The organism is Streptomyces sp. CA-142005 (genome assembly GCF_050942335.1).
In the GTDB taxonomy this organism is placed as follows: domain Bacteria; phylum Actinomycetota; class Actinomycetes; order Streptomycetales; family Streptomycetaceae; genus Streptomyces.
In genome coordinates this window covers 1-19,532 of sequence record NZ_CP192078.1, presented here as the reverse complement: position 1 = coordinate 19,532, position 19,532 = coordinate 1, and the positions used below count along the sequence as shown (strand labels likewise).

Annotated in this window: 17 protein-coding genes and 1 pseudogene; 11 read left to right on the top strand and 7 right to left on the bottom strand. The window is 70.2% G+C overall.

The genetic code is table 11. The features are described from left to right. Nucleotides 1–7: 7 nt before the first annotated feature. The 4 genes from ACQPXS_RS00090 to ACQPXS_RS00075 all read left to right on the top strand — a co-directional run bounded on the left by ACQPXS_RS00090 (nucleotide 8) and on the right by ACQPXS_RS00075 (nucleotide 3,232). Nucleotides 8–853, top strand: coding sequence for a fumarylacetoacetate hydrolase family protein (locus tag ACQPXS_RS00090; protein WP_433445829.1), 846 nt, complete (start codon nucleotides 8–10; stop codon nucleotides 851–853). An 81-nt stretch (nucleotides 854–934) separates the two neighbouring features. Then, nucleotides 935–1,570 carry a TetR/AcrR family transcriptional regulator gene (locus ACQPXS_RS00085; protein WP_433445828.1) on the top strand — a complete coding sequence of 212 codons (636 nt, stop codon included), beginning with the start codon at nucleotides 935–937 and terminating at the stop codon, nucleotides 1,568–1,570. A gap of 209 nt (nucleotides 1,571–1,779) precedes the next feature. After that, nucleotides 1,780–2,961 carry a cytochrome P450 gene (locus tag ACQPXS_RS00080; protein WP_433445827.1) on the top strand — a complete coding sequence of 394 codons (1,182 nt, stop codon included), beginning with the start codon at nucleotides 1,780–1,782 and terminating at the stop codon, nucleotides 2,959–2,961. Nucleotides 2,962–3,019: 58 nt separating this feature from the next. Then, complete coding sequence (locus ACQPXS_RS00075; protein ID WP_433445826.1) at nucleotides 3,020–3,232, top strand: ferredoxin; 213 nt, start codon at nucleotides 3,020–3,022, stop codon at nucleotides 3,230–3,232. A 39-nt stretch (nucleotides 3,233–3,271) separates the two neighbouring features. On the opposite strand, the gene ACQPXS_RS00070 is transcribed toward ACQPXS_RS00075, so the two are convergent. Beyond that, nucleotides 3,272–4,513 (bottom strand): RNA-guided endonuclease InsQ/TnpB family protein, encoded by a 1,242-nt coding sequence (locus tag ACQPXS_RS00070; protein WP_433445825.1) that lies wholly within the window; start codon nucleotides 4,511–4,513, stop codon nucleotides 3,272–3,274. Nucleotides 4,514–5,039: 526 nt separating this feature from the next. Here ACQPXS_RS00070 and ACQPXS_RS00065 point away from each other — a divergent pair. After that, complete coding sequence (locus tag ACQPXS_RS00065) at nucleotides 5,040–6,497, top strand: APC family permease (protein WP_433445824.1); 1,458 nt, start codon at nucleotides 5,040–5,042, stop codon at nucleotides 6,495–6,497. 93 nt (nucleotides 6,498–6,590) lie between these two features. After that, nucleotides 6,591–7,697, top strand: a complete 1,107-nt coding sequence (locus ACQPXS_RS00060; protein ID WP_433445823.1) for a class II histone deacetylase — start codon at nucleotides 6,591–6,593, stop codon at nucleotides 7,695–7,697. Between the two features lie 5 nt (nucleotides 7,698–7,702). On the opposite strand, the gene ACQPXS_RS00055 is transcribed toward ACQPXS_RS00060, so the two are convergent. Beyond that, a complete protein-coding gene (locus ACQPXS_RS00055; RefSeq protein ID WP_433445822.1) occupies nucleotides 7,703–8,413 on the bottom strand; it encodes a type 1 glutamine amidotransferase in 711 nt (236 codons plus the stop codon). Nucleotides 8,414–8,524: 111 nt separating this feature from the next. On the opposite strand from ACQPXS_RS00055, the gene ACQPXS_RS00050 reads away from it, so the two are divergent. From ACQPXS_RS00050 to ACQPXS_RS00040, 3 genes are read left to right on the top strand one after another with little or no spacing between them, the layout of a single operon-like run. Next, entirely contained in the window at nucleotides 8,525–10,015 is a 1,491-nt protein-coding gene (locus tag ACQPXS_RS00050) for an aldehyde dehydrogenase (RefSeq protein WP_433445821.1), read from the top strand. Next, nucleotides 10,012–10,713 carry a gamma-glutamyl-gamma-aminobutyrate hydrolase family protein gene (locus tag ACQPXS_RS00045; protein ID WP_433445820.1) on the top strand — a complete coding sequence of 234 codons (702 nt, stop codon included), beginning with the start codon at nucleotides 10,012–10,014 and terminating at the stop codon, nucleotides 10,711–10,713. Before ACQPXS_RS00050 ends, ACQPXS_RS00045 begins: the two co-directional genes overlap by 4 nt. Continuing rightward, entirely contained in the window at nucleotides 10,679–11,629 is a 951-nt protein-coding gene (locus ACQPXS_RS00040; protein ID WP_433445819.1) for a hypothetical protein, read from the top strand. The genes ACQPXS_RS00045 and ACQPXS_RS00040 overlap by 35 nt, the downstream gene beginning before the upstream one ends. Nucleotides 11,630–11,785: 156 nt before the next feature. On the opposite strand, the gene ACQPXS_RS00035 is transcribed toward ACQPXS_RS00040, so the two are convergent. The 3 genes from ACQPXS_RS00035 to ACQPXS_RS00025 are packed head-to-tail and all read right to left on the bottom strand — an operon-like array spanning nucleotide 11,786 to nucleotide 14,647. After that, entirely contained in the window at nucleotides 11,786–12,640 is an 855-nt protein-coding gene (locus tag ACQPXS_RS00035) for a bifunctional methylenetetrahydrofolate dehydrogenase/methenyltetrahydrofolate cyclohydrolase (RefSeq protein WP_433445818.1), read from the bottom strand. Between the two features lie 20 nt (nucleotides 12,641–12,660). Further along, nucleotides 12,661–13,506, bottom strand: coding sequence for a formyltetrahydrofolate deformylase (gene purU / locus ACQPXS_RS00030; protein ID WP_433445817.1), 846 nt, complete (start codon nucleotides 13,504–13,506; stop codon nucleotides 12,661–12,663). A 19-nt stretch (nucleotides 13,507–13,525) separates the two neighbouring features. Next, nucleotides 13,526–14,647, bottom strand: a complete 1,122-nt coding sequence (locus tag ACQPXS_RS00025) for an aminomethyltransferase family protein (protein WP_433445816.1) — start codon at nucleotides 14,645–14,647, stop codon at nucleotides 13,526–13,528. Nucleotides 14,648–14,764: 117 nt separating this feature from the next. Between ACQPXS_RS00025 and ACQPXS_RS00020 the strand changes: the two genes are divergently transcribed. Continuing rightward, nucleotides 14,765–15,448, top strand: a complete 684-nt coding sequence (locus tag ACQPXS_RS00020) for a TetR/AcrR family transcriptional regulator (RefSeq protein ID WP_433445815.1) — start codon at nucleotides 14,765–14,767, stop codon at nucleotides 15,446–15,448. Nucleotides 15,449–15,512: 64 nt separating this feature from the next. Then, nucleotides 15,513–17,843 carry a SpoIIE family protein phosphatase gene (locus ACQPXS_RS00015; protein WP_433445814.1) on the top strand — a complete coding sequence of 777 codons (2,331 nt, stop codon included), beginning with the start codon at nucleotides 15,513–15,515 and terminating at the stop codon, nucleotides 17,841–17,843. Nucleotides 17,844–17,877: 34 nt separating this feature from the next. On the opposite strand, the gene ACQPXS_RS00010 is transcribed toward ACQPXS_RS00015, so the two are convergent. Together ACQPXS_RS00010 and ACQPXS_RS00005 are read right to left on the bottom strand one after the other, a co-directional pair. After that, nucleotides 17,878–18,447: a MarR family winged helix-turn-helix transcriptional regulator gene (locus ACQPXS_RS00010; protein ID WP_433445813.1), complete on the bottom strand. Its 570-nt coding sequence runs from the start codon at nucleotides 18,445–18,447 to the stop codon at nucleotides 17,878–17,880. Nucleotides 18,448–19,330: 883 nt separating this feature from the next. Continuing rightward, nucleotides 19,331–19,532: pseudogene (locus tag ACQPXS_RS00005) on the bottom strand (ATP-grasp peptide maturase system methyltransferase); the annotation flags it as partial.

Sequence of the window (19,532 nt, the reverse complement as noted above, 5' to 3'; positions counted from 1 at the left end):
GCCCGTCATGCCCGAGTACCGCCGCATCCTCCTCGACGGCGCGGTCGTCCAGGTCACCGTCGACGGCGATGAGCTCGTCGCCGGGGACGGCCGCCGCCTCAAGATCGAGGACGCGCAGCATCTGCCGCCGGTCGTGCCGTCCAAGGTGATCGCCGTCCACCTCAACCACCGCAGCCGCGTCGACGAGTTCCGGATCGACCTGCCCGACACTCCCACGTACTTCCACAAGCCGACCTCCTCCCTCAACTCCCACAAGGGCGCCGTCGTCCGCCCCGAGGGCTGCAAGTGGCTCAACTACGAGGGCGAGGTCGCCATCGTCATCGGGAAGACCGCGCGGAACATCTCCCCGGCCGAGGCGGGGGAGTACATCGCCGGCTACACGATCGCCAACGACTACGGCCTGCACGACTTCCGCGACACCGACGCCGGGTCCATGCTCCGCGTGAAGGGCTCCGACACCCTCTGCCCGCTCGGCCCCGGTCTCGTCACCGACTGGGACTTCCACGGCAAGCGCCTGCGCACCTACGTCAACGGCGAGGTGGTGCAGGACGGGTCGACCGACGAGATGAAGTGGGACATGCACTACCTCGTCGCCGACATCGCCCGCACCATCACCCTCTACCCCGGTGACGTCCTGCTCTCCGGCACCCCCGCCAACTCCCGGCCCGTCCAGCCCGGCGACGTGGTCGAGGTGGAGGTGGAGGGGCTCGGCCGGCTGACGAACCGCATCGTGACCGGCCCGACCCCCATCCGTACCGACGTCGGCGCCCAGCCCACCGAGTCCGAGGAGGTCCTGTCCACCGCGCTCGGCGGCGACTGGGAGTTCCGCGGCATCCGCCCGCCCAGGCGCTGACGGACGCCCATGAACGGCGCCGCACCGGGCCTGCCGACCGAGGCGTCCGGTGCGGCCGCCCGCCCAGGTAGGGTCGCCCCCATGACCGAGTCCACCGACGCCCCCAAGAGCCGGCCCTCACGCAAGCGCCTGCACTACGGCGAGGGCCGGGAAGCCCTGCTGAACGCCGCTGTCCGTGTGGTGGCGCGGGGCGGCCTGCGCAGGCTCACCTACCGGGCCGTCGCGGAGGAGGCCGGGGTCACCCACGGCCTCGTGGTGCACCACTTCGGTTCGCGCGACGCCCTGATCGAGGAGACCCTCGCCCACACCATCCGCACCTCCCTCAACACCAGTGCGCTCGAACCGGGCACCGGCAAGGTCGCGGACTTCTCGGCGGGGCTGTCGGAGATGGTCACGGCGGATCCGGACATCCAGGCGTTCCAGTACGAGCTGCTGCTGGAATCGCGCCGCCGCCCCGAGCTGCTGCCCCAGATCCGCGCACTGTACGACGAGTACTTCGACGCCACCCAGCGCGAACTGACCCGCATGCTGCCCGCCGGCGCGGACAAGGCACTGACCCGGCTGGTCTTCGCCGCGCTCGACGGCCTCGTACTGCACCAGCTCGTCCTCGGTGAGCCCGAGGTCACGGATGCCGCACTGGAAGAGCTGCGCACCTTGCTGAGATTCCTCGACGCCAACGGTGACACTGCTGGCGACCGTGCCGCCGAGGACGGCTGAAAAAACCCCTCTGACCTGCTCTTTTCCAAGGCTCCGGACGTTCCGCGTCCGGAGCCTTTCGCTGTTCCGCGCGATGATCTCGTTTGATTCCGTACGAGTAAAGAGTTGGTTACGGCCGCCGGAAGCATTGACGCATCTTTCCAGATGGATAATTCTCGCCTGCATGGCAGGGACCGTCCGCGGCCGCCATGCATCCCTAGGAGATCCCCATGACCATCGAGGCTCCCGCAGCCGAGCTGCTTCCGTTCCGCGACCCCGGCTACCGGGCGAACCCCGCTCCGTACTACGCCCGGCTCCGCGCGGAGGCGCCCGTCTACCGGCATCCGATCGGCGTGTACGTGGTGTCCCGCTACGAGGACGTCGCGAAGCTGATCCGCAACCCCACCCTCAGTGTCCGCAAGCTCGATTTCGGTGTGGCCGATCCATTGCACGACACGGTGCTCGGCCAGGACGCCCCCGACCACACCCGGCTGCGCCGCATCACCAACCGCTGGTTCACGCCCAAGGCGGTCGAGGAGTGGTCCAAGGCGATGCAGGCGTCCGTGGACGCCGTACTCGACAAGGCGGTCGAGGCGGGCGGCACGCTCGACGCGGTGGACGACCTCGCCCTGCGCTCCACCTTCGAAACCATCTGCCACATCTTCGGTGTCGAGCCCACGAAGATGCTGGAGATCCAGAAGGCCACCTATGACATCGGCGTCAGCCTCGGGCCCGGGTCCGACGAGGACGACTGGCGGGTCACCGGCGAAGCCTTCGAGTGGTACGAGCAGCACAACCGCGCCCTCATCGCCCACAAGCGCGCCCACCCCGGCAGCGGACTGATCGACCACTTCCTCGCCGAGCAGGACGCGGGGAACATGACCGAGAACGAGGTCATCTTCTCGATCCTGCTCTTCTTCGCCGTCGGTCACCTGGACATCAAGCACCTCATCGTGCAGGGCATCCGGCACATGGCCGAACACCCCGAGTACATCGGGATCTACCGCGACCAGCCGGAAATCCGGCCCGGCTTCATCAACGAGGTGCTGCGCATCGAGACCCCCGAGCAGATGGTCTCCCGCCTCACCACCCAGGAAACGGTCATCGGCGACACGACCGTGCCCGCCGGCGAGGTCCTCGTCCTGCTCATCGGCTCCGCCAACCGCGACCCGGAAGCCTTCCCCGACCCGGACCGCTTCGACCACAACCGTCCGGCCGCCGCGAGCCAGCACCTGGCCTTCGGCTCGGGCCAGCACGGCTGCGCGGGACAGGTGCTCGCCCGCGCGCAGGCCGACGTCGTCTTCACCACGCTGGTCAACCGCTTCAGCGCGATCGAACTCGCCGGTGAGCCCACCTTCACCCACACCGAGTTCCTGCGCAGCATCGCCCACCTGCCGATCCGGCTGCGCTGACCGTACGCCGGCCGTTCCTCCCCCCAGCACACAGCACAGCACCACACCAGGAGCCATCATGCGCGTCGAAGTCGACCTCAAGAAGTGCCAGGACCACGGCCAGTGCGTCTACGCCGCCCCCGAACTCTTCGCCCTGGACGAGCAGGGACGCCTGTCCCTGCGGAACGAGGCCACCGAGCTGTACACGGCGGAGCTGGACGCGGCGAACGTCGACGAGGTGCAGGAAGCCGCGGACGTCTGCCCGCTGCAGGCCATCACCGTCCACGATTGACATGCTTCCCGTCCTGAAGAACGAGGATTCTGGCCTTCTCTACCGGTTGCTGTGCCGCTTCGCGGCACGGTTTCCGGTCGGGAATCCGTGGCTTCCTGTTTCTTCGCGCTGTGCCGGGATTGCTCCTGGTCTTACCGGCGCTCCGCAGGCCGATACCGCCAGTCCGGCGGCCTGTTTGATGTTGATCGCGGCATTGTGGTCCCGGTCGTGGACGATGCCGCAGGCCCTACAGGCCCATTCCCGCACGTGCAGGGGTTTGGGCCCGTCCATGGCGCCACAGGTGGAGCAGATCTGGGAGGTCGGCTCAAAGCGGCCGATCTTCACCAGGGTCCGCCCGTATCGTTCCGCTTTGTACTTCAGCATGCTGATGAACGAGGACCATCCGGCGTCGTGCACGGACTTGGCCAGGCGCGTGCGGGCCAGTCCTGCCACCGACAGGCCTTCCACGGCGATCCCTTGGTTCTCGGAGATCAGCCTGGTGGAGAGCTGGTGGTGGAACTCGCGGCGTGCGTCGGTGACCTTGGCGTGGGCGCGGGCGACCTTCAGGCGGGCCTTGGCGCGGTTCTTGCTTCCCTTCTGCTTGCGGGACAGCTCCTGCTGGGCCTTCTTCAGCTTCTTCTCCGCGCGCCGCAGAAAACGCGGGGAGTCGATCTTCGTGCCGTCGGAGAGGACCGCGAAGTGCGTGAGGCCGAGATCGATGCCGATGGTGTTGTCGGTCTCCGGCATCCGCATCGCATCGGTTGCGGGGTCGGTGTCGATGACGAAAGACGCGAAGTACCTGCCGGCCGCGTCCTTCATGACGGTGACGGAGGTGGGGGCGGCGGGCAGGGTGCGGGACCACTTCACCTTCACCGCGCCGATCTTCGGCAGGCTCAGACGGCCAGCGTCACTGATGCTCCAGCGGGCGTTGGCCGTGAACCGGATCGACTGCCGGGCGTCCTTGCGGGACTTGAACCGGGGCGGGCCCAGTTTCGGCCCCTTCCGGGTGCCCTTGAGGGAGGCGAAGAAGTTCTTGTACGCGGCCTCAGCATCGCGCAGGGACTGCTGGAGGACGACGGCCGACACCTCACCCAGCCAGGCCCGTTCCGGAGTCCGTTTCGCTTCCGTGATCAGGCATGTGGACAGTTGCCCGGCCGTCGGGAACGGCTCCCCGGCCTTGCGGGCGTCCTCGCGGGCACGCACGGCGTCGTTGAACACGACGCGTGCGCACCCGAACGCCCTGGCCAGCGCGGCCTGCTGAGCGGCGTCGGGGTACAACCTGAAGGCGTACCGGAGCTGCATGACGACCACACTAGGCACGTCGAACCCACGTCGTCACCGGGAACATGCAAACGATCCATCAGCGTCACGAACGAGCAGGGTCCGGCTCCGCCGGAACGAGACCGCGACGCTCCGCGTCGCAGCCACAAGATTCGCTTCACCCCCGGCCTGAAGGCCGGAGCACTTCGAATGATCTCCGGTAGCCGGGCATCGACAGGTCACCGATGGCCGCCGGGTTGCCCGGTTGCCGGGTTGATGTGTCGAGGTCGTCGACGACGGCTGTCCGGCCGTCTCGCCGCCGAAGGGTGACGCGGCGGACTTCCGCTGCCGTTCTGGCGCCGCTACCGCGGCGGCCCTCGGGCGGGCGCCCGAGGGCTCGGCCGGATGGCCCCGCCGGTTCCCGTGGGGATGTCCTCCCGGACGGTAGCGGTAGCGGAAAATCATCACCCAACCCCTTGTCATGTGGATAGTTCCGCCTCACTATGAGGCAACTCGTTTGGCTCCAAAATAAACCTCCTTCGCTCCGCTCCCCTGGCAGGTGATCCGCGTGGACAGTCAAACGGTCCAGAAAAACCAGACCGTGCAGGACGAACCCACCGCTGGCCGACTCAAGCCCAACTCCCTTGGCGTCCTCGGCATCCTCTTCTTCGTCCTCTCCGCACAGGCCCCCCTGACCGGCATCGCCGGGGCTGTGCCCATCGCCGTCGCCATCGGCAACGGCGCGGGTACGCCCGCCGCCTATGCCGGGGCCGGCATCGTCATCCTGCTGTTCTCCGTGGGCTTCGTCGCCATGGGACGCCATGTTGTGGACGCCGGCGCCTTCTACACGTACATCGGCAAGGGGCTCGGCCGTCCGACCGGGTCCGGCAGCGCCGGTGTCGCGCTCTTCGCCTACTGCGCGGTCCAGGCGGCCATGTACGGGCTGTACGGATCGATCGTCAGCGCCCTGGTGGAGCAGTACACCGGTCTGAACGCCCCGTGGTGGGTCTGGACCCTGGTCACCATGGCGATCGTCCAGGTCCTCGGCGCGGCCGGCATCGAGATGGGGGCCAAGGTGCTGGCCGTGTTCGTCCTGGCCGAGTTCAGCATCCTGCTCGTCTTCGCCCTGGTCACCCTTTTCAAGGGCGGCGGCCCCGAGGGGCTGGGTTTCGCCGACAGCTTCTCGCCGCACGCTGCGCTCCAGGGTGCTCCCGGCGTGGCCCTGATGTTCGCCGTCGCGTCGATGTTCGGCTTCGAGGCCACCGCCATCTACGGCGAGGAGGCGCGCGAGCCCCGCAGGACAGTGCCCCGGGCCACGTATCTCTCCGTCGCCGTGATCACCGGCTTCTTCGCCTTCACCTCGTGGATGCTGGTCTCCGCCCACGGCGCCGCCCGTGCCACCGCTGAGGCCGGCAAGGCGCTGGCGAACGGTGACGCCACGGCATGGGTCTTCGCACCGATCACCGCGCAGTTCGGCGCATGGGTGGGCGACGTGCTGCCGATCCTCCTGGCGACCTCCCTCTTCGCCGGCATCCTGGCCTTCCACAACTCCGCCAACCGCTACCTCTTCTCCCTCGGCCGCGACGGCCTGCTGCCCCACGGGCTGACCGCGATCAACCGGCGTCACTCCCCGTGGGTGGCGGGCAGTGTGCAGACCGTGCTCTCCCTGCTGCTCGTCATGCCCTTCGCACTGCTGGGCAAGGACCCGGTGCTGACCCTCTTCTCGTGGTTCAGCGGGGTGGCCGTGCTGGGGATCATGCTCCTGTACTTGCTGACCTCCGTGTCGGTGGTGGTGTTCTTCCGGCGCGAGCGGCTGGATGCCCGCCCCTGGAACACTCTGATCGCCCCCATCCTGGGCGCGCTCGGCATCGCCGGTGCGATCTGGCTGATCCTGGCCAACTTCACGACCCTCATCGGCGGCGACTCGACCACGGCGACCTGGCTCGAACTCGCCGTCCCGGCGGTCCTGGTCCTCGGCGTCGTCGCCGCCCGCGTGACGCGTGACCGGGCGACGGACCAGGTCTGAGGACGCTGCTTCTCGCGGTGTGACCGGTCCGGTTCCCGCTCTCCCGGGACCGGGCCGGCCACGTCCGGCTCCCACCCGCCCACGGAGGATTCATTGAGCACGGGATACGTGTGGCACGAGCTGTTCGGCTGGGTCGACAGCGGCAGCGGCGGGCTGTTCCCCGCCGATCCGGCCGCCGGGCTCCAGCCGATCGGCCACCATGTGGCACACGCCGACACCAAGCGGCGGCTGCACGAGCTCGTCGCCGTGTCCGGCCTGATCGGCCATCTGGAACGCGTCGAGGCACGACATGCCACGGAGGAAGAGGTACTGCGGGTCCACACCCCCGAACACGTCGGCCGACTGCGGCGTGAGAGCACCCTGCCCAAGGGGGGTGACGCCGGCGACGGCATCTCCCCCTTCGGCAAGGGCGGTTACGAGATCGCGGCGCTCGCCGCGGGCGGTGCGATCGAACTGGTCGAAGCGGTCGTCACCGGACGGGTGGACAACGGTTACGCGCTCGTCCACCCATGCGGGCATCACGCCCCGGCCCACACCGGCATGGGGTTCTGCATGCTCAACAACGTGGCGATCGCGGTCGCGCACGCCCGTGCCGCCCTGGGTGTGCGGCGGGTCGCGGTGGTCGACTGGGACGTCCACCACGGCAACGGCACCCAGTCCGTCTTCTGGGACGAGCCCGACGTCCTGACCCTCTCCGTGCACCAGGACGGCTGCTTCCCGCCCGGCTCCGGGCATCTCACGGAACGCGGCGGTCCATCGGCGCCAGGCAGCGCGATCAACATTCCGATGCCGCCCGGTACCGGCGACTTCGGCTACCTCTACGCCTTCGAACGGGTCGTCGTACCCGCCCTGCGCGCCTTCGCCCCGGAACTCATCGTCGTCGCCTCGGGGTTCGATCCAGGCGCGATGGACCCGCTCGCGCGCCAGCTGGTGACCAGCCGCGGTTTCCGGGGCATGACCGAGCAGGTCCTCCAGGTCGCCGCGGAGGTTTGCGACGGCAGGGTGGCGATGGTGCAGGAGGGCGGCTACAGCCCCTTCTATGTGCCGTTCTGCGGGCACGCCGTCATCGAGACGCTGGCCGGGGTGAAGGTGCTGGACGACGCGCTGTTCCCGGTGGTCGGCGGGATGACGGGACACGACCTCGCGCCCCACCAGAAGGCGCTGGTCGACGAGGTCGCCGCGCTGGTGCTGCCCGCATGAGACGGTCAGCCGGCCGTGCCCGCCACCCGGTCGAGGAACCCGTCGACCAGGTGGCGGGCGTTCGCGCGGGCCGTCGCCGCCAGGTCCCTTGTCCGGGTGAGCAGCTCCCCGGGGTCCACGCCGTGCTGCAGGCACTGCTCGGCGCCGCCGAGCTCCAGGTACCGGCGCACGGTGGTGGGCGTGATCTCCGGATGGAACTGCACCCCCAGGCTCCGCCCGAGCCGGAACGCCTGGGTGCACACGGAGTTGCGGGCCACCTCCTCGGCTCCGGGTGGCAGGAGGCAGCGGTCGTAGTGCCACTGGAACCACGGGCCCGGGCCGATCAGTTGGGGATCGTCGGTGTCGACCCGGACCCAGCCGATCTCCGGGCGCGGCGACGCCTCGACCGAGCCCCCGAGCGCGGTGGTCAGCGCCTGCGCGCCGAAACAGACCCCGAGCACCGGGACACCGAGGTGGTGGGCCTTGCGCAACAGCGCCAGCTCTCCGCCGATCCAGGAACCCACGGCCGTCTCGTCGTACACCGACCAGGGCGCGCCGAGCGACACGATCAGGTCCCAGCCGTCGGCCGCCGGGAAGTCGAAGGCCACGTCCGGCGCGTGGTGGCGGTGTTCGGGTACGACGGTCACGACGTGCAGGTCGTATCCGCGCCGGGCGAGCCGGGCCCCGACCGGACCGGGGTCGGTCACGTGGTCGTGCTGGATGACGAGTGCGCGCACGGTGGGCTCCCTCCCGGGTTCACGGACCCGTCGGATCGATCCGTGAACGCTTGTGACGGCTGAGCCCACACCATATCGTTTGGAATCAAATAAAATATCCGGAGGTTCTGCATGCTGGACATCACCCACGAGGAATGGCTGCGCCGGGCCAAGGCACTGGACCTGGCCGGCGCGCATCACATCGACGGTGCCGACGAGGGCGGGGGAGGGGCGACCTTCGCCGCCGTCTCGCCCCGCGACGGCCAGGTGCTGACCCAGGTCGCCGACGGGGGCACGGAAGAGGTGGACGCGGCTGTGGCCGCCGCCCGCCGGGCCTTCGACTGCGGCCCCTGGCCCCGCCTCGCACCGGCCGACCGCGGCCGGATCCTGCTGCGCATCGCCGACCTGCTCGAAGAGCACCGCGAGGAACTGGCGTTGACCGTCAGCCTGGAGATGGGCAAGCCGATCACGGACGCGTACGAGATCGAGCTGCGCGCCGTCATCAGCACGTTCCGCTGGTACGGGCAGCTGGCCGACAAACTCACCGACGCCTCGCCCCACACCGCCCCCGATGCCCTCGCGCTGGTCACCCGGGAGCCGGCCGGTGTCGTGGGCGCGGTGGTGCCGTGGAACTTTCCCCTGACGCTGGCCGGTTGGAAGGTGGCTCCGGCACTCGCGGCGGGCTGCACCGTCGTACTGAAGCCGTCGGAGAACTCCCCGCTCTCCGCCCTGCTGCTCGGCCGGCTCGCCACCGAGGCCGGCCTGCCGCCGGGTGTGCTCAACGTGGTGGGCGGCAAGGGCCCCGTCGCCGGGCGCGCTCTCGGTCTCCACCCCGACGTCGACGTCCTGGCCTTCACCGGCTCGACCGCCGTGGGCCGTCACTTCCTGCACTACGCGGCCGACTCCAACCTCAAGCGGGTCTGGCTCGAACTCGGCGGCAAGTCCCCCAACATCGTCTTCCCGGATGCGCCCGACCTGGAGAAGGCCGCTGCCACCGCCGCCTGGGGCATCTTCTTCAACCAGGGCGAGATGTGCACCGCCCCCTCCCGGCTGCTGGTGCACTCCTCCATCGCCGAACAGGTCACCGACGCGATCGTGGCGCGAGCCCGGGAACTGGTCGTCGGGGACCCACTCGACCCGGCGACCGAGATGGGTGCGATGGCCGGTGAGAGTCACCTCGAACGGGTCCTCGGCCACATCGAGACAGGTCTCGAGGAAGGCGCCCGCCTGCGCGTCGGCGGCGGCCGCACCCTGGCCGAGACCGGCGGCAGTTTCCTGCGCCCCACCGTCTTCGACCACGTGCGCCCCGGCATGCAACTGGCCCGCGAGGAGATCTTCGGCCCCGTCCTGTCCGTCCTCACCTTCGACGACCTCGACGAGGCTGTTGAACTCGCCAATGACACCGAGTACGGCCTCGCCGCGGGCCTGTGGACCTCCGACCTGTCCACCGCTCACCAGGTCTCCCGCGCGCTCAGGGCCGGAACCGTCTGGGTCAACTGCTACGAGGAGGGCGACCTGACCGTCCCCTTCGGCGGCATGAAGCAGTCCGGCAACGGCCGCGACAAGTCCGCCCACGCCATCGAGAAGTACACCGAACTGAAGACCACCTGGATCCAGCTGTGACCCGACCCCTGATCGCGATCCCCGCCCGCTTCTCCGCGACGACCTCCGCGCTGCGCTACGCCGCCGAGGTGGGCGCCCGCGCGCTGATCGAGGCGGTGTGGCGGGCGGGCGGCGAACCGGCGAGCATCCACCCCGCCTCCGCAGACGTGGCCGAACGTCTCGCTCGCTTCGACGGCGTCCTGCTCCCCGGCGGCGGAGACCTCGCCCCGCACCGCTACGGCGCGACCGACACGCACGAGAGCGTCTACGACGTCGACGACCTCCAGGACGACTTCGACATCGAGGTCGCCCGCCAGGCCATCGACTCGGGCCTGCCGCTGCTGGCGGTCTGCCGAGGACTCCAGGTCGTCAACGTCGCCCTCGGCGGCACCCTGGAGCAGGACATGGGCGGCCCAGAACGGGAGCACCGGCATGTCGTCCACCCCGTGGCGATCCAGCGTGGCACCTTGCTGGAGCAGGCCACCGGCGCGCAGAAGGTCGAGGCGTCCTGCTACCACCACCAGCGCGTCCACCGCGCCGGCGTGGGACTCGCGGTCACCGCGCGCGCGGCCGACGGCACCGTGGAGGGGCTCGAACTCCCCGGTGTCCACGGATGGTTCACCGCCGTCCAGTGGCACCCGGAGGACACCGCGCACGAGGACCCCACCCAGCAGGGACTGTTCGATGCCCTCGTCCGAGCCGCCCACGACAGACGCTGACACCGCGATGGCACTCTTCGGCAGCACCAGGCGGCCAAAGCCCCGGCTGGCCCCGGAACTCGACGATGCCGCCCTTGGCCGGGTGCTCAGAGGTATCGCCTCTTTGCGGGGCCCGGGCCCACAGGACCTCGCCATCGCCCGGATCGAGCAGCTCCTGCGGGACACCGGGCCCGACTGGGACCGTCGCTGCCACCGGATCTCCGTGCTCGCGCAGGCTGCTCCCGCGCTGGCCCGCGGGTGGCACAAGCGCCGGCCGCGCGACCCTGACGCGCTGGTTCTCGCCGGGTGGGCCGAACTGGCCACGGATCCCTGGGGTGCCCTGGCGCTCTGCCGCCTCGCCGCCGAGGCGCGTCCGGGCGATCCGACGCCCTGGGTGGGCGCGCTGGCGGCGCTGCGGTCGCTGGGGCGGCCCCGTGCCGAGCTCGCACCGCTCTGGGAGGAGATCCGTGCGCGTGAGCCGTGGCACCGGGAGGCGCATCTGCAGATCCTGGGCTACCTCTCCCCAAAGGAGCAGGGGAGCCAGAGCGCGTTGCGGGACTTCCTCGACGACGTCGTCGCCGTCATGCCGCCGGACGCTCCGGCGGCATGCCTGCCCTTGACGGCCGCCGTGCGGCAGTACCACCGCGACCTGGACGGAGGAGGAGTCCGGGCGCTGGGGGCGAGCCGCTACTGGACACAACCGCACGTCGCACGATGGGTGGATCAGGCGCTGACCTCCTGGCTGAGCCCCGGACGCCTGCGCCAGGCCGCCGCCGTCGCCGACCTCGGGCTGCTTGCCTACTGCCTGGTGCGCGCCGGCCGCACGGGTGACGCCCGCCCGGTGTTCACCGCGATCGACGGCCTGGTGACGCCCTGGCCGTGGGGCCACGAGGGAGAACCGCTGGAGCGCTACACCTTCTACGCCGGCCGCCTTTGATCGTGCGTACGGCGCGCCGGGCCCTGTGGGCTGGGGCAGACGGCGAGCATGCGCGCGTACTGCCTGCCCGGCCCCGGCGCCGTCGGTGCCTTCCCTGTTGGCGCGCACACGGCTGCGGGGCCGAGCCCGAACAGGCTCGGCCCCGCGGCTTCCCCGTCAGGGCCGGCCGCGCTCGGCGGCCTCGACGATGTTGGTGAGCAACATGGCCCGGGTCATCGGCCCCACTCCGCCCACCGGTGGGGCCAGGGAGCCGGCGACCTGGTCGACGTCCGGGTGGACGTCCCCGAGGATGCCCTCCACGGTCCGGGTGATGCCCACGGACAGGACCGTGGCGCCCGGCTTGATCCAGTCGGGCCCAACGAGGTGGGCCACGCCTGCCGCGGCTACGACCACGTCGGCGACCCGGGCGTGGGCCGCGGTGTCCTGGGTGGCCTCGTGGCACAGGGTGACCGTGGCGTGTTCGGTGCTTCGGGTCAGCATCAGGCCCAGCGGACGGCCCACCGTGATGCCGCAGCCGATCACGCAGAACTGTTTGCCGGTGATGGCCACTTGGTTGCGGCGGAGCAGGTCGATGATGCCGCGGGGCGTGCAGGGCAGCGGCCCGGGAATGCCGAGCACGAGGCGCCCGAGGTTCGTCGGGTGCAGCCCGTCGGCGTCCTTGGTGGGATCGATGAGTTCCAGTACGGCGTGGGTGTCGATGTGGGCCGGCAGCGGCAGCTGGACGATGAAGCCGGTGCAGGCCGGGTCCGCGTTGAGCCGGAGCACGGCGGCCTCGACGTCGGCCTGGGAGGCGGTGGCGGGCAGCTCCACCCGGATCGACGCGATGCCGACCTGGGCGCAGTCGCGGTGCTTGCCGCCGACGTAGGAGTGGCTGGCCGGGTCGTCGCCGACCAGGATGGTCCCCAGGCCCGGGGTGACGCCCCGGGCCTGCAACGCCTGGACCCGGCCGGCGAGTTCGGCCTTGATCTCGGCTGCCGCGGCCTTGCCGTCGAGCAGCGTCGCGGTGGTCATGGTCGTAGGAACCTCTCGGGTCAGGAGAACACAACGGTGCGGGAGCCGGTCAGCACGACCCGGTCCTCGGCGTGCAGGCGCACCGCCCGCGCCAGGACGACCCGTTCGACGTCCCGGCCGATGGCGACCAGCTCCGGCGCGGTGTGCCGGTGTCCGACGCGCACGACGTCCTGCTCGATGATCGGGCCCTCGTCCAGGTCGGCGGTGACGAAGTGGGCGGTGGCGCCGATGAGTTTGACGCCCCGGTCGTGGGCCTGGTGGTACGGCTTGGCGCCCTTGAAGCCCGGCAGGAACGAGTGGTGGATGTTGATGACCCGCCCCGACAGCTTGCGGCACAGGTCGTCGGAGAGGACCTGCATGTAGCGGGCGAGGACCACGAAGTCGACCCGGTGCTCGGCGACCAGCCGCAGCAGTTCGGCCTCGGCCTCCGGCTTGGTGTCGCGGGTGACAGGGAGGTGGACGAACGGGATGCCGTAGCGCTGCGCAATGGGCGCCAGGTCGGGGTGGTTGGAAACGATGAGCGGGATGTCGACGGGCAGTTCGCCCAGGTGCCAGCGGTAGAGGAGGTCGATCAGGCAGTGGTCGAACTTCGACACCATCAGCAGGGCTCGGCGCCGTTGCTGCTCCGGCCGCAGGGACAGCACGGGGTCGAAGCGCGCCAGGCGCAGGGAGAGCTCGTCCCGCAGGCTCTCGACGTCGGCCTGCGGGGTCTCCAGGAGCACCCGGATGGTGAAAGTGCCGGTGCCGGGATCGGAGAACTGGGCACTCTCCACAATGTTGCCCTTGGCCTCGGTGATGCCACCGGACAGGGCGTGCACGATGCCAGGCTGGTCGGGGCAGCTGACGGTCAGGATGTAGCGCTGCATGGCTGCGGTGCCTTCCGGCTCAGGCCCGTACGCGGGTGCGCTCGGGGTCGTACACGGGGGTGGGCTTCACCGTGGCGTCGGCCTTGGAACCGTCGGCGGCGACCGCGGTCAGCACGGTCCCCGACTTCACCGCGTCGCGGTGCACGCGCGCGAGCCCCAGGGTGGCGCCGTCGAGTACGGGCGAGGGCACGGCCATCGTCACGTAGCCGACGTCCCGTCCGTCCAGCTCCAGCCGCGCGCCCTCGGCCGCCTCGGGTGCGGCGTCCACGACGACGCTGACCACACGCCCCGGCGCGGTGCCCTTCTTGGCGAGCAGCGCGTCGCGGCCCTGGAAGGCGCCCTTGTCGAAGTCGACCGCCCAGCCCATCCGGCACTCGAACGGGGTGACGGTGTGGTCGTACTCCAGCTCACCCATGATCATTCCGGCCTCGGTGCGGCACGTCAGCAGGGCGAGCGCGCCGGCGGCCTTCACCCCGAGGTCAGCCCCCGCGTCGAGGACCGCGTCCCACAGGTCCAGCGCCCGCTCGCGCGGCACCTGGACCTCGTAGCCGAGTTCGGCGGTGAACCCGATCCGGCTGACCTGCGCACCGATGCCGGCGACCAGGACGTCCCGGACGAACGTGTAATAGGGGAAGGCGGCGTTGGAGACGTCGACGTGCGTGAGCCGCTGGAGGACCTCGCGGCTGCGCGGTCCCTGCAAGGTCAGCACGGCGAATTCGTCGCGACGCTCGGTGACCGTGGTGCCGTCGGGGGCGTGCGCAGTCAGCGATTGCTGGGTGGCGGGGTTGCCGCCGGTGACGACCACGTGGCCTGGCGCGAGGACGGCCACGGTCACGTCGTCGATCATGAAGCCGTCCGCGTCGACGACCACGCCGTAGGCGATACGACCGGCGCCGAGCCCGCGGACGCTCCGCGAGAAGACGGCGTCGACGGTGGCGAGCGCGTCCTCGCCCTCGACGTGCCACTTGTAGAGCATCGAGTAGTCCAGCGCGCCGGCGGCGGTGCGGAATGCCTCGTACTCCTCGGCCGGGTCCGTGATGAACAGGGGCACGGCATGGCCGTAGACGTCCATCCACTCCTCGACGCGGTCGTCGTACCGCGGGGAGAACGGGGTGCTGCGCAGTCCTTCGGGCAGGGCCATGGGAACTCCAGTGAGGCGGAGGAAGTGAGGCACCGCCGAGAATCTATCCATTCGGATAACTTGTCAATAGGATAGATTCCCTTGTCGGCGTGTGCGGCGGAAATGAAAGGGGGGTGCATGACCGAGACGGTGATCGAGGAGGAGACCGGTGGCCAGGACACCCGGCCCGGATACGGCCAGGGACGGGAGGCCCTGCTGGCCGCGGCCTTCAAGGTCGTGGCCCGAGGGGGCCTGCGGAAGCTGACGTACCGGTCCGTGGCTGCCGAGGCCGGGGTGACCCACGGCCTCGTGGTCCACCACTTCGGATCACGTGACGCCCTGCTCGAAGAGGCTTTGGGCTGGGCTGTGCGACGCAGCATCGAGACGTCGTCGCTGGTGCCCACCAGTGGCCGCCTGGAGGACTTCGCCGCGACGCTGGCCGCGTTCATCGCCGCCGATCCGGATCTGCAGGCGTTCCAGTACGAGCTGAAGCTCGAATCCAGCCGACGGCCGGAACTGCGCCACCACGTCGACCTGCTCTACGACGCCTACCGCGATGCCGTCCGCGAGGCACTGGCCTGTTTCGACGTGTCGCAGGAGATGACGGAGATCGTCTTCGCGGCCCTGGACGGCCTGGTCTTCCACCAGGTCACGTCCGGCGCACCGGAGCGTACCGAGGAGAGTGTCGACGCCTTGCGCCGGCTCCTCGCGGCCCATCGCGCGCAGGCGTCACCGAGGGCGACCGGCGGTACATTGAATGAGCCGAAGCTCTCCTGCACCCGCTTCAGGAGCGGCGATGACGAGCATTTTCCAAGGGCGTGACCAGCCAGTCCGGCCGCACGGCAGGCTTTCCTCAGTCATACCGGCGCCCGTCGGTGCGACCGCGGTGCTGGACCAGCACCTGCGGTTCACCGGGTGGAGCCGGGAAGCCGAGGAGCTGTTCGGTCTGGCGTCCGAAGAAGTCCTGGGCCGGCCCGCCGACGCCGTCCTGGCCGACACCGAGACGGGTGCCGGCGTCTCAGCAGTTGGTGGCGGTGGTGCGGCATGGTCGCTCGGCCCTCGGCCGGTCCGCCGTGGTGATGGCCGCCCGGTGTCCGTGTCCTTGTCTCTCACCCCGCTCGCCCTGGGGGCGGGTGCGACCGGGTGGCTGCTGACGGCCGTGGACGCCGAGCTGGCGCACCGGGAGGCCATCGGCCGGGCCATGCTTGACGGACTCGATCGGGAAGCGCCCGTCCAGTTGGTGGTCTACGACACGGACGCTCGGGTGCGCTGGATCAACACCGCGATCGAAAAACAGTTCGGAATCCCGCTGGAGGACGCTGTCGGCAGATTCGTGAAGGACATCCTGCCGCAGGGCGAGGTGCTGGGGGAGGCCGACGGGACAGCCACGAGCGTCGAGGAGATCGTCCAGCGCGTGGCCCGCACCGGCGCACCCGAGATTGACGTCCGCTACCGCAGCCCCACTTACCTCGACCCCCGTCACGAACGCGTCTGGTCGTGTTCCTACTTCCGGCTTCAGGACGATGACGGCCGGCCGATCGGAGTCTGTGAGGCCGGCCTCGACATCACCGACCGCTATGTGGCGCGCCAGCGTCTCGCCTTGCTCAGCCGGGCCAGCGGCAGTATCGGAAGGACCCTGGACATCCGGTGCACGGCCCAAGATCTGGCGGAACTCGTGGTCCCCGAGTTCGCCGACGCCGTCACCGTGGACATCGTCGAAGCCGTCCTGAGCGGGCAGGAACCACAACACTTCGGCACCCGGCCCACCCTGTGCCGGGTGGCTCACCGCACCGATCACGCCGCGGCCGAGGACACCGCGGACGACGCACTGGACACCGTCCGCCTGCGGTGTCTGGCCGAGAACGCGCCGGCCACCGACGCGGCCACCCATGCGCTCGCCCTTCCCCTCAAGGCCCGTGGCGCCACCCTGGGTGTGGTGGCCTTCGCACGCTCCCGACACGCCGACCCCTTCGAGCACGAGGAGATCCAGCTCGCCGAAGAGCTCGTCTCCCGCACCGCGGTCTGCCTGGACAACGCCCGCCGCTACACCCGAGAACACGCGACCGCGCTCACGCTCCAGCGTGATCTACTCCCCCGCACCCTGCCCCAGCAGCCCGGCGTGGAGGTCGCTCACCGCTATCTGCCCGCGGCCGGGCCCGCCGGCGTCGGCGGGGACTGGTACGACGTCATCCCCCTCTCCGGGGCACGCGTCGGGCTGGTGGTGGGCGACGTCGCCGGACACGGCACGGGCGCGGCCGCCACCATGGGCCGGGTGCGCACCACCGTCGCGGCGCTCGCGGCACTCGACCTCGCACCGGACGAACTGCTCGCCCGTCTCGACGACCTGGTGGCGCGCACCGGCGCCCCGCCTTCCGGGCCCGCCGAGGCCGAGGACCAGGCACTGGGAGTCACCTGCCTGTACGCGATCTATGATCCCGTCTCCCGGCACTGCGTCATGGCGCGGGCGGGCCACCTGCCGCCCGTGCTCCTCACCCCCGACGGACACGCCGAGCTCGTGGACCTTCCCGCCGGACCGCCCCTCGGCCTGGGCGGCCTGCCCTTCGAATGCGCCGACATCGAGCTGCCGGAAGGCGCCACGCTCGCTCTCTACACCGACGGACTCGTCGAAAACCGTCACACGGACATCGACGCGGGAGTCAGCTCTCTCTGCACCGCACTCGCCGGGCCCGAGGACGGCCAACTGCACAAGACATGCGACAAGGTCATCACCACACTCCTGCCCCAGCCCCCCGAGGACGACGCCGCACTGCTGCTGCTCCGCGTCCACGCCCTGGCCGAGAATCTGGTGGCGACGTGGGACGTGGCCTCCGACGCCGGAGAAGTGGCAAGAGCGCGGGCGCTGGCCCTTGATCAGCTGGCCGCCTGGGGAGTCGACGAAGCCGCGTCGTTCGTCGTCGAGCTCGTCGTCAGCGAACTGGTCACCAACGCGATCCGCTATGGCGGCGCTCCGGTGTGCCTACGGCTCATCCGGGAACGTGGCCTCATCGTCGAGGTCTCCGACGGCGGCCACACCTCGCCCCACCTGCGGCGGGCCGCGATGGAGGACGAGGGCGGCCGAGGTCTGTTCCTGGTCGCGCAACTCACGCAGCGGTGGGGAACCCGGTACACGCCAACGGGCAAGACCATCTGGACCGAGGTGTCGCTGGTTCCAGCCCAGATGCCAGGAATCTTCGCAGGCGAACAATTCGACTTGTAGCGATCCGGGCTCCCTCGTCCGGGACTGTCGCGGCTCAGGCCTTACGGCGGCCGCTGCGGCGTGGTGCGGGGGCGGCACCGCCCAACAGATCCTGGCGGCGCTCCTCGCCGTTCTCCTCCACCTGCAGCACCACCCGGCGCAGTCCGTCGGCGACGGCCCGGCAGTCCGCGTCGCTGAGCCGCCCGGTGACGAAGGATTCCTCCTCGTTGAACGCCGGGAAGAGGCGCTGCATCAGCTCCTGCCCTTCGTCGGTCAGGCTCAGGAGCACCAGCCTCCCGTCGGTGGGATGGTCTGCTCGCTGCACAAGCCCTCGTCTTTCCAACGTCCGGGCAACCCCCGTGAGCGTGCCCTTGGAAATCCCGGCTTCTTCGGCCACGTGCCGCGTCTCCGACTCGCCCCAGATCCAGATGACCCAGAGCACCACGAAGGCGGTCCAGGTCAGGTCGACGCCGCGCAGCACGGAGTTCTCCAGGTGCTGCCGCACCGCCGAGGCGGCGCGATAGATGTTGGCGACAACGGCCATCTGGTCATGCCGGACGGGGATACCGCCGAGTCTGGCCGCTGCCAGTTTCTCGGCTTCGGCGATGGATCGATGGCCAGGCACGAGCACACTCCTTCGGGCCGCCTGCGAAGGCATGAGACATCGGAATTGTTCGGGCCCAAATATACGATGCCTCGTTGCCCTCGCCCTCATGAGGGTCGACCCCTTGATGTCGCAGACCGGGAGGTTCCAGGCGGGGTTGCGGAAGATCACGCGCTCGCGCTTGAGTGCGCGGAACAGGCTGCGCAGGGCTGTGGCCAGCCCTCGACGGGCATGTCCCATGCGTCCGCAGGGTACGCAACAGCGGATGCTCCTCGATTGAGAGGCCCGCATTCTTAGCGGTCATGGTGCCTCCTGGCTCGTGTGTGTGGGTCCCGAAATTACGGGCCCATGGAGCTGGCGCCTTTGTGCCGTCGCCGCCATATCAGCCGTCCGGAACAGAAAGGAGTAGAACGCGCCGGTGCCGGCCGGCGAAGCGTGATATTGGATTCCGAACGGGGCCGTGAACATCAGTTTTTCCACCGTCGGACGGTTCTGCCGCGGCGCCGTATCCACGCCCTCACCCGCCCGTACCGCTCGTCGACCTCGACTGGGACGCCGTGACGCTTCCGAGGCGGTACGGTGCCCGCCCACGTCACGGCCCCGGCATCGGGCGGCCCACGACGGCATGCAGCTGCCAGCCCAGCGCCGCCGCCCGCCCACGTCGCCCCGCTCCGTCGAGCGCAGCGCCCGGCCGCGTCGGGGCGGGCCCGCCTTCGAGACCGGCGGGATCCGCCGCACGTGGGGTACAGCGCCCATGGGCAGGTGAGCTCCTCCTCGAACGCGGTGAGGACGGGCCCGTCTGCGTCCCGGGCTGGGCCGGTGCGTGGCGGGGTGGTCGGAGGCAGCAGAAAGCCCCGCCCATCCACCACGGGGGAGGCAGACAGCGGGGCCGTACCGGGAGGATCTACCAGCGGATGGTCTGCCCTTCGGGGGCGATGTGGACGGTGCACTGCTCCAGCGGCGGCGCACCACTGGCGCGCCAGCGGCCGAGTTGGTCCTCGACAGCGTCCCACAGCAGATCGGGGCCGTCCTGGCGGACGGTCCAGCGGCCATCCTCTTCGTGCATGGCCGCCCAGGAGCCGGAGCCGACGTCGACCAGGACGTGC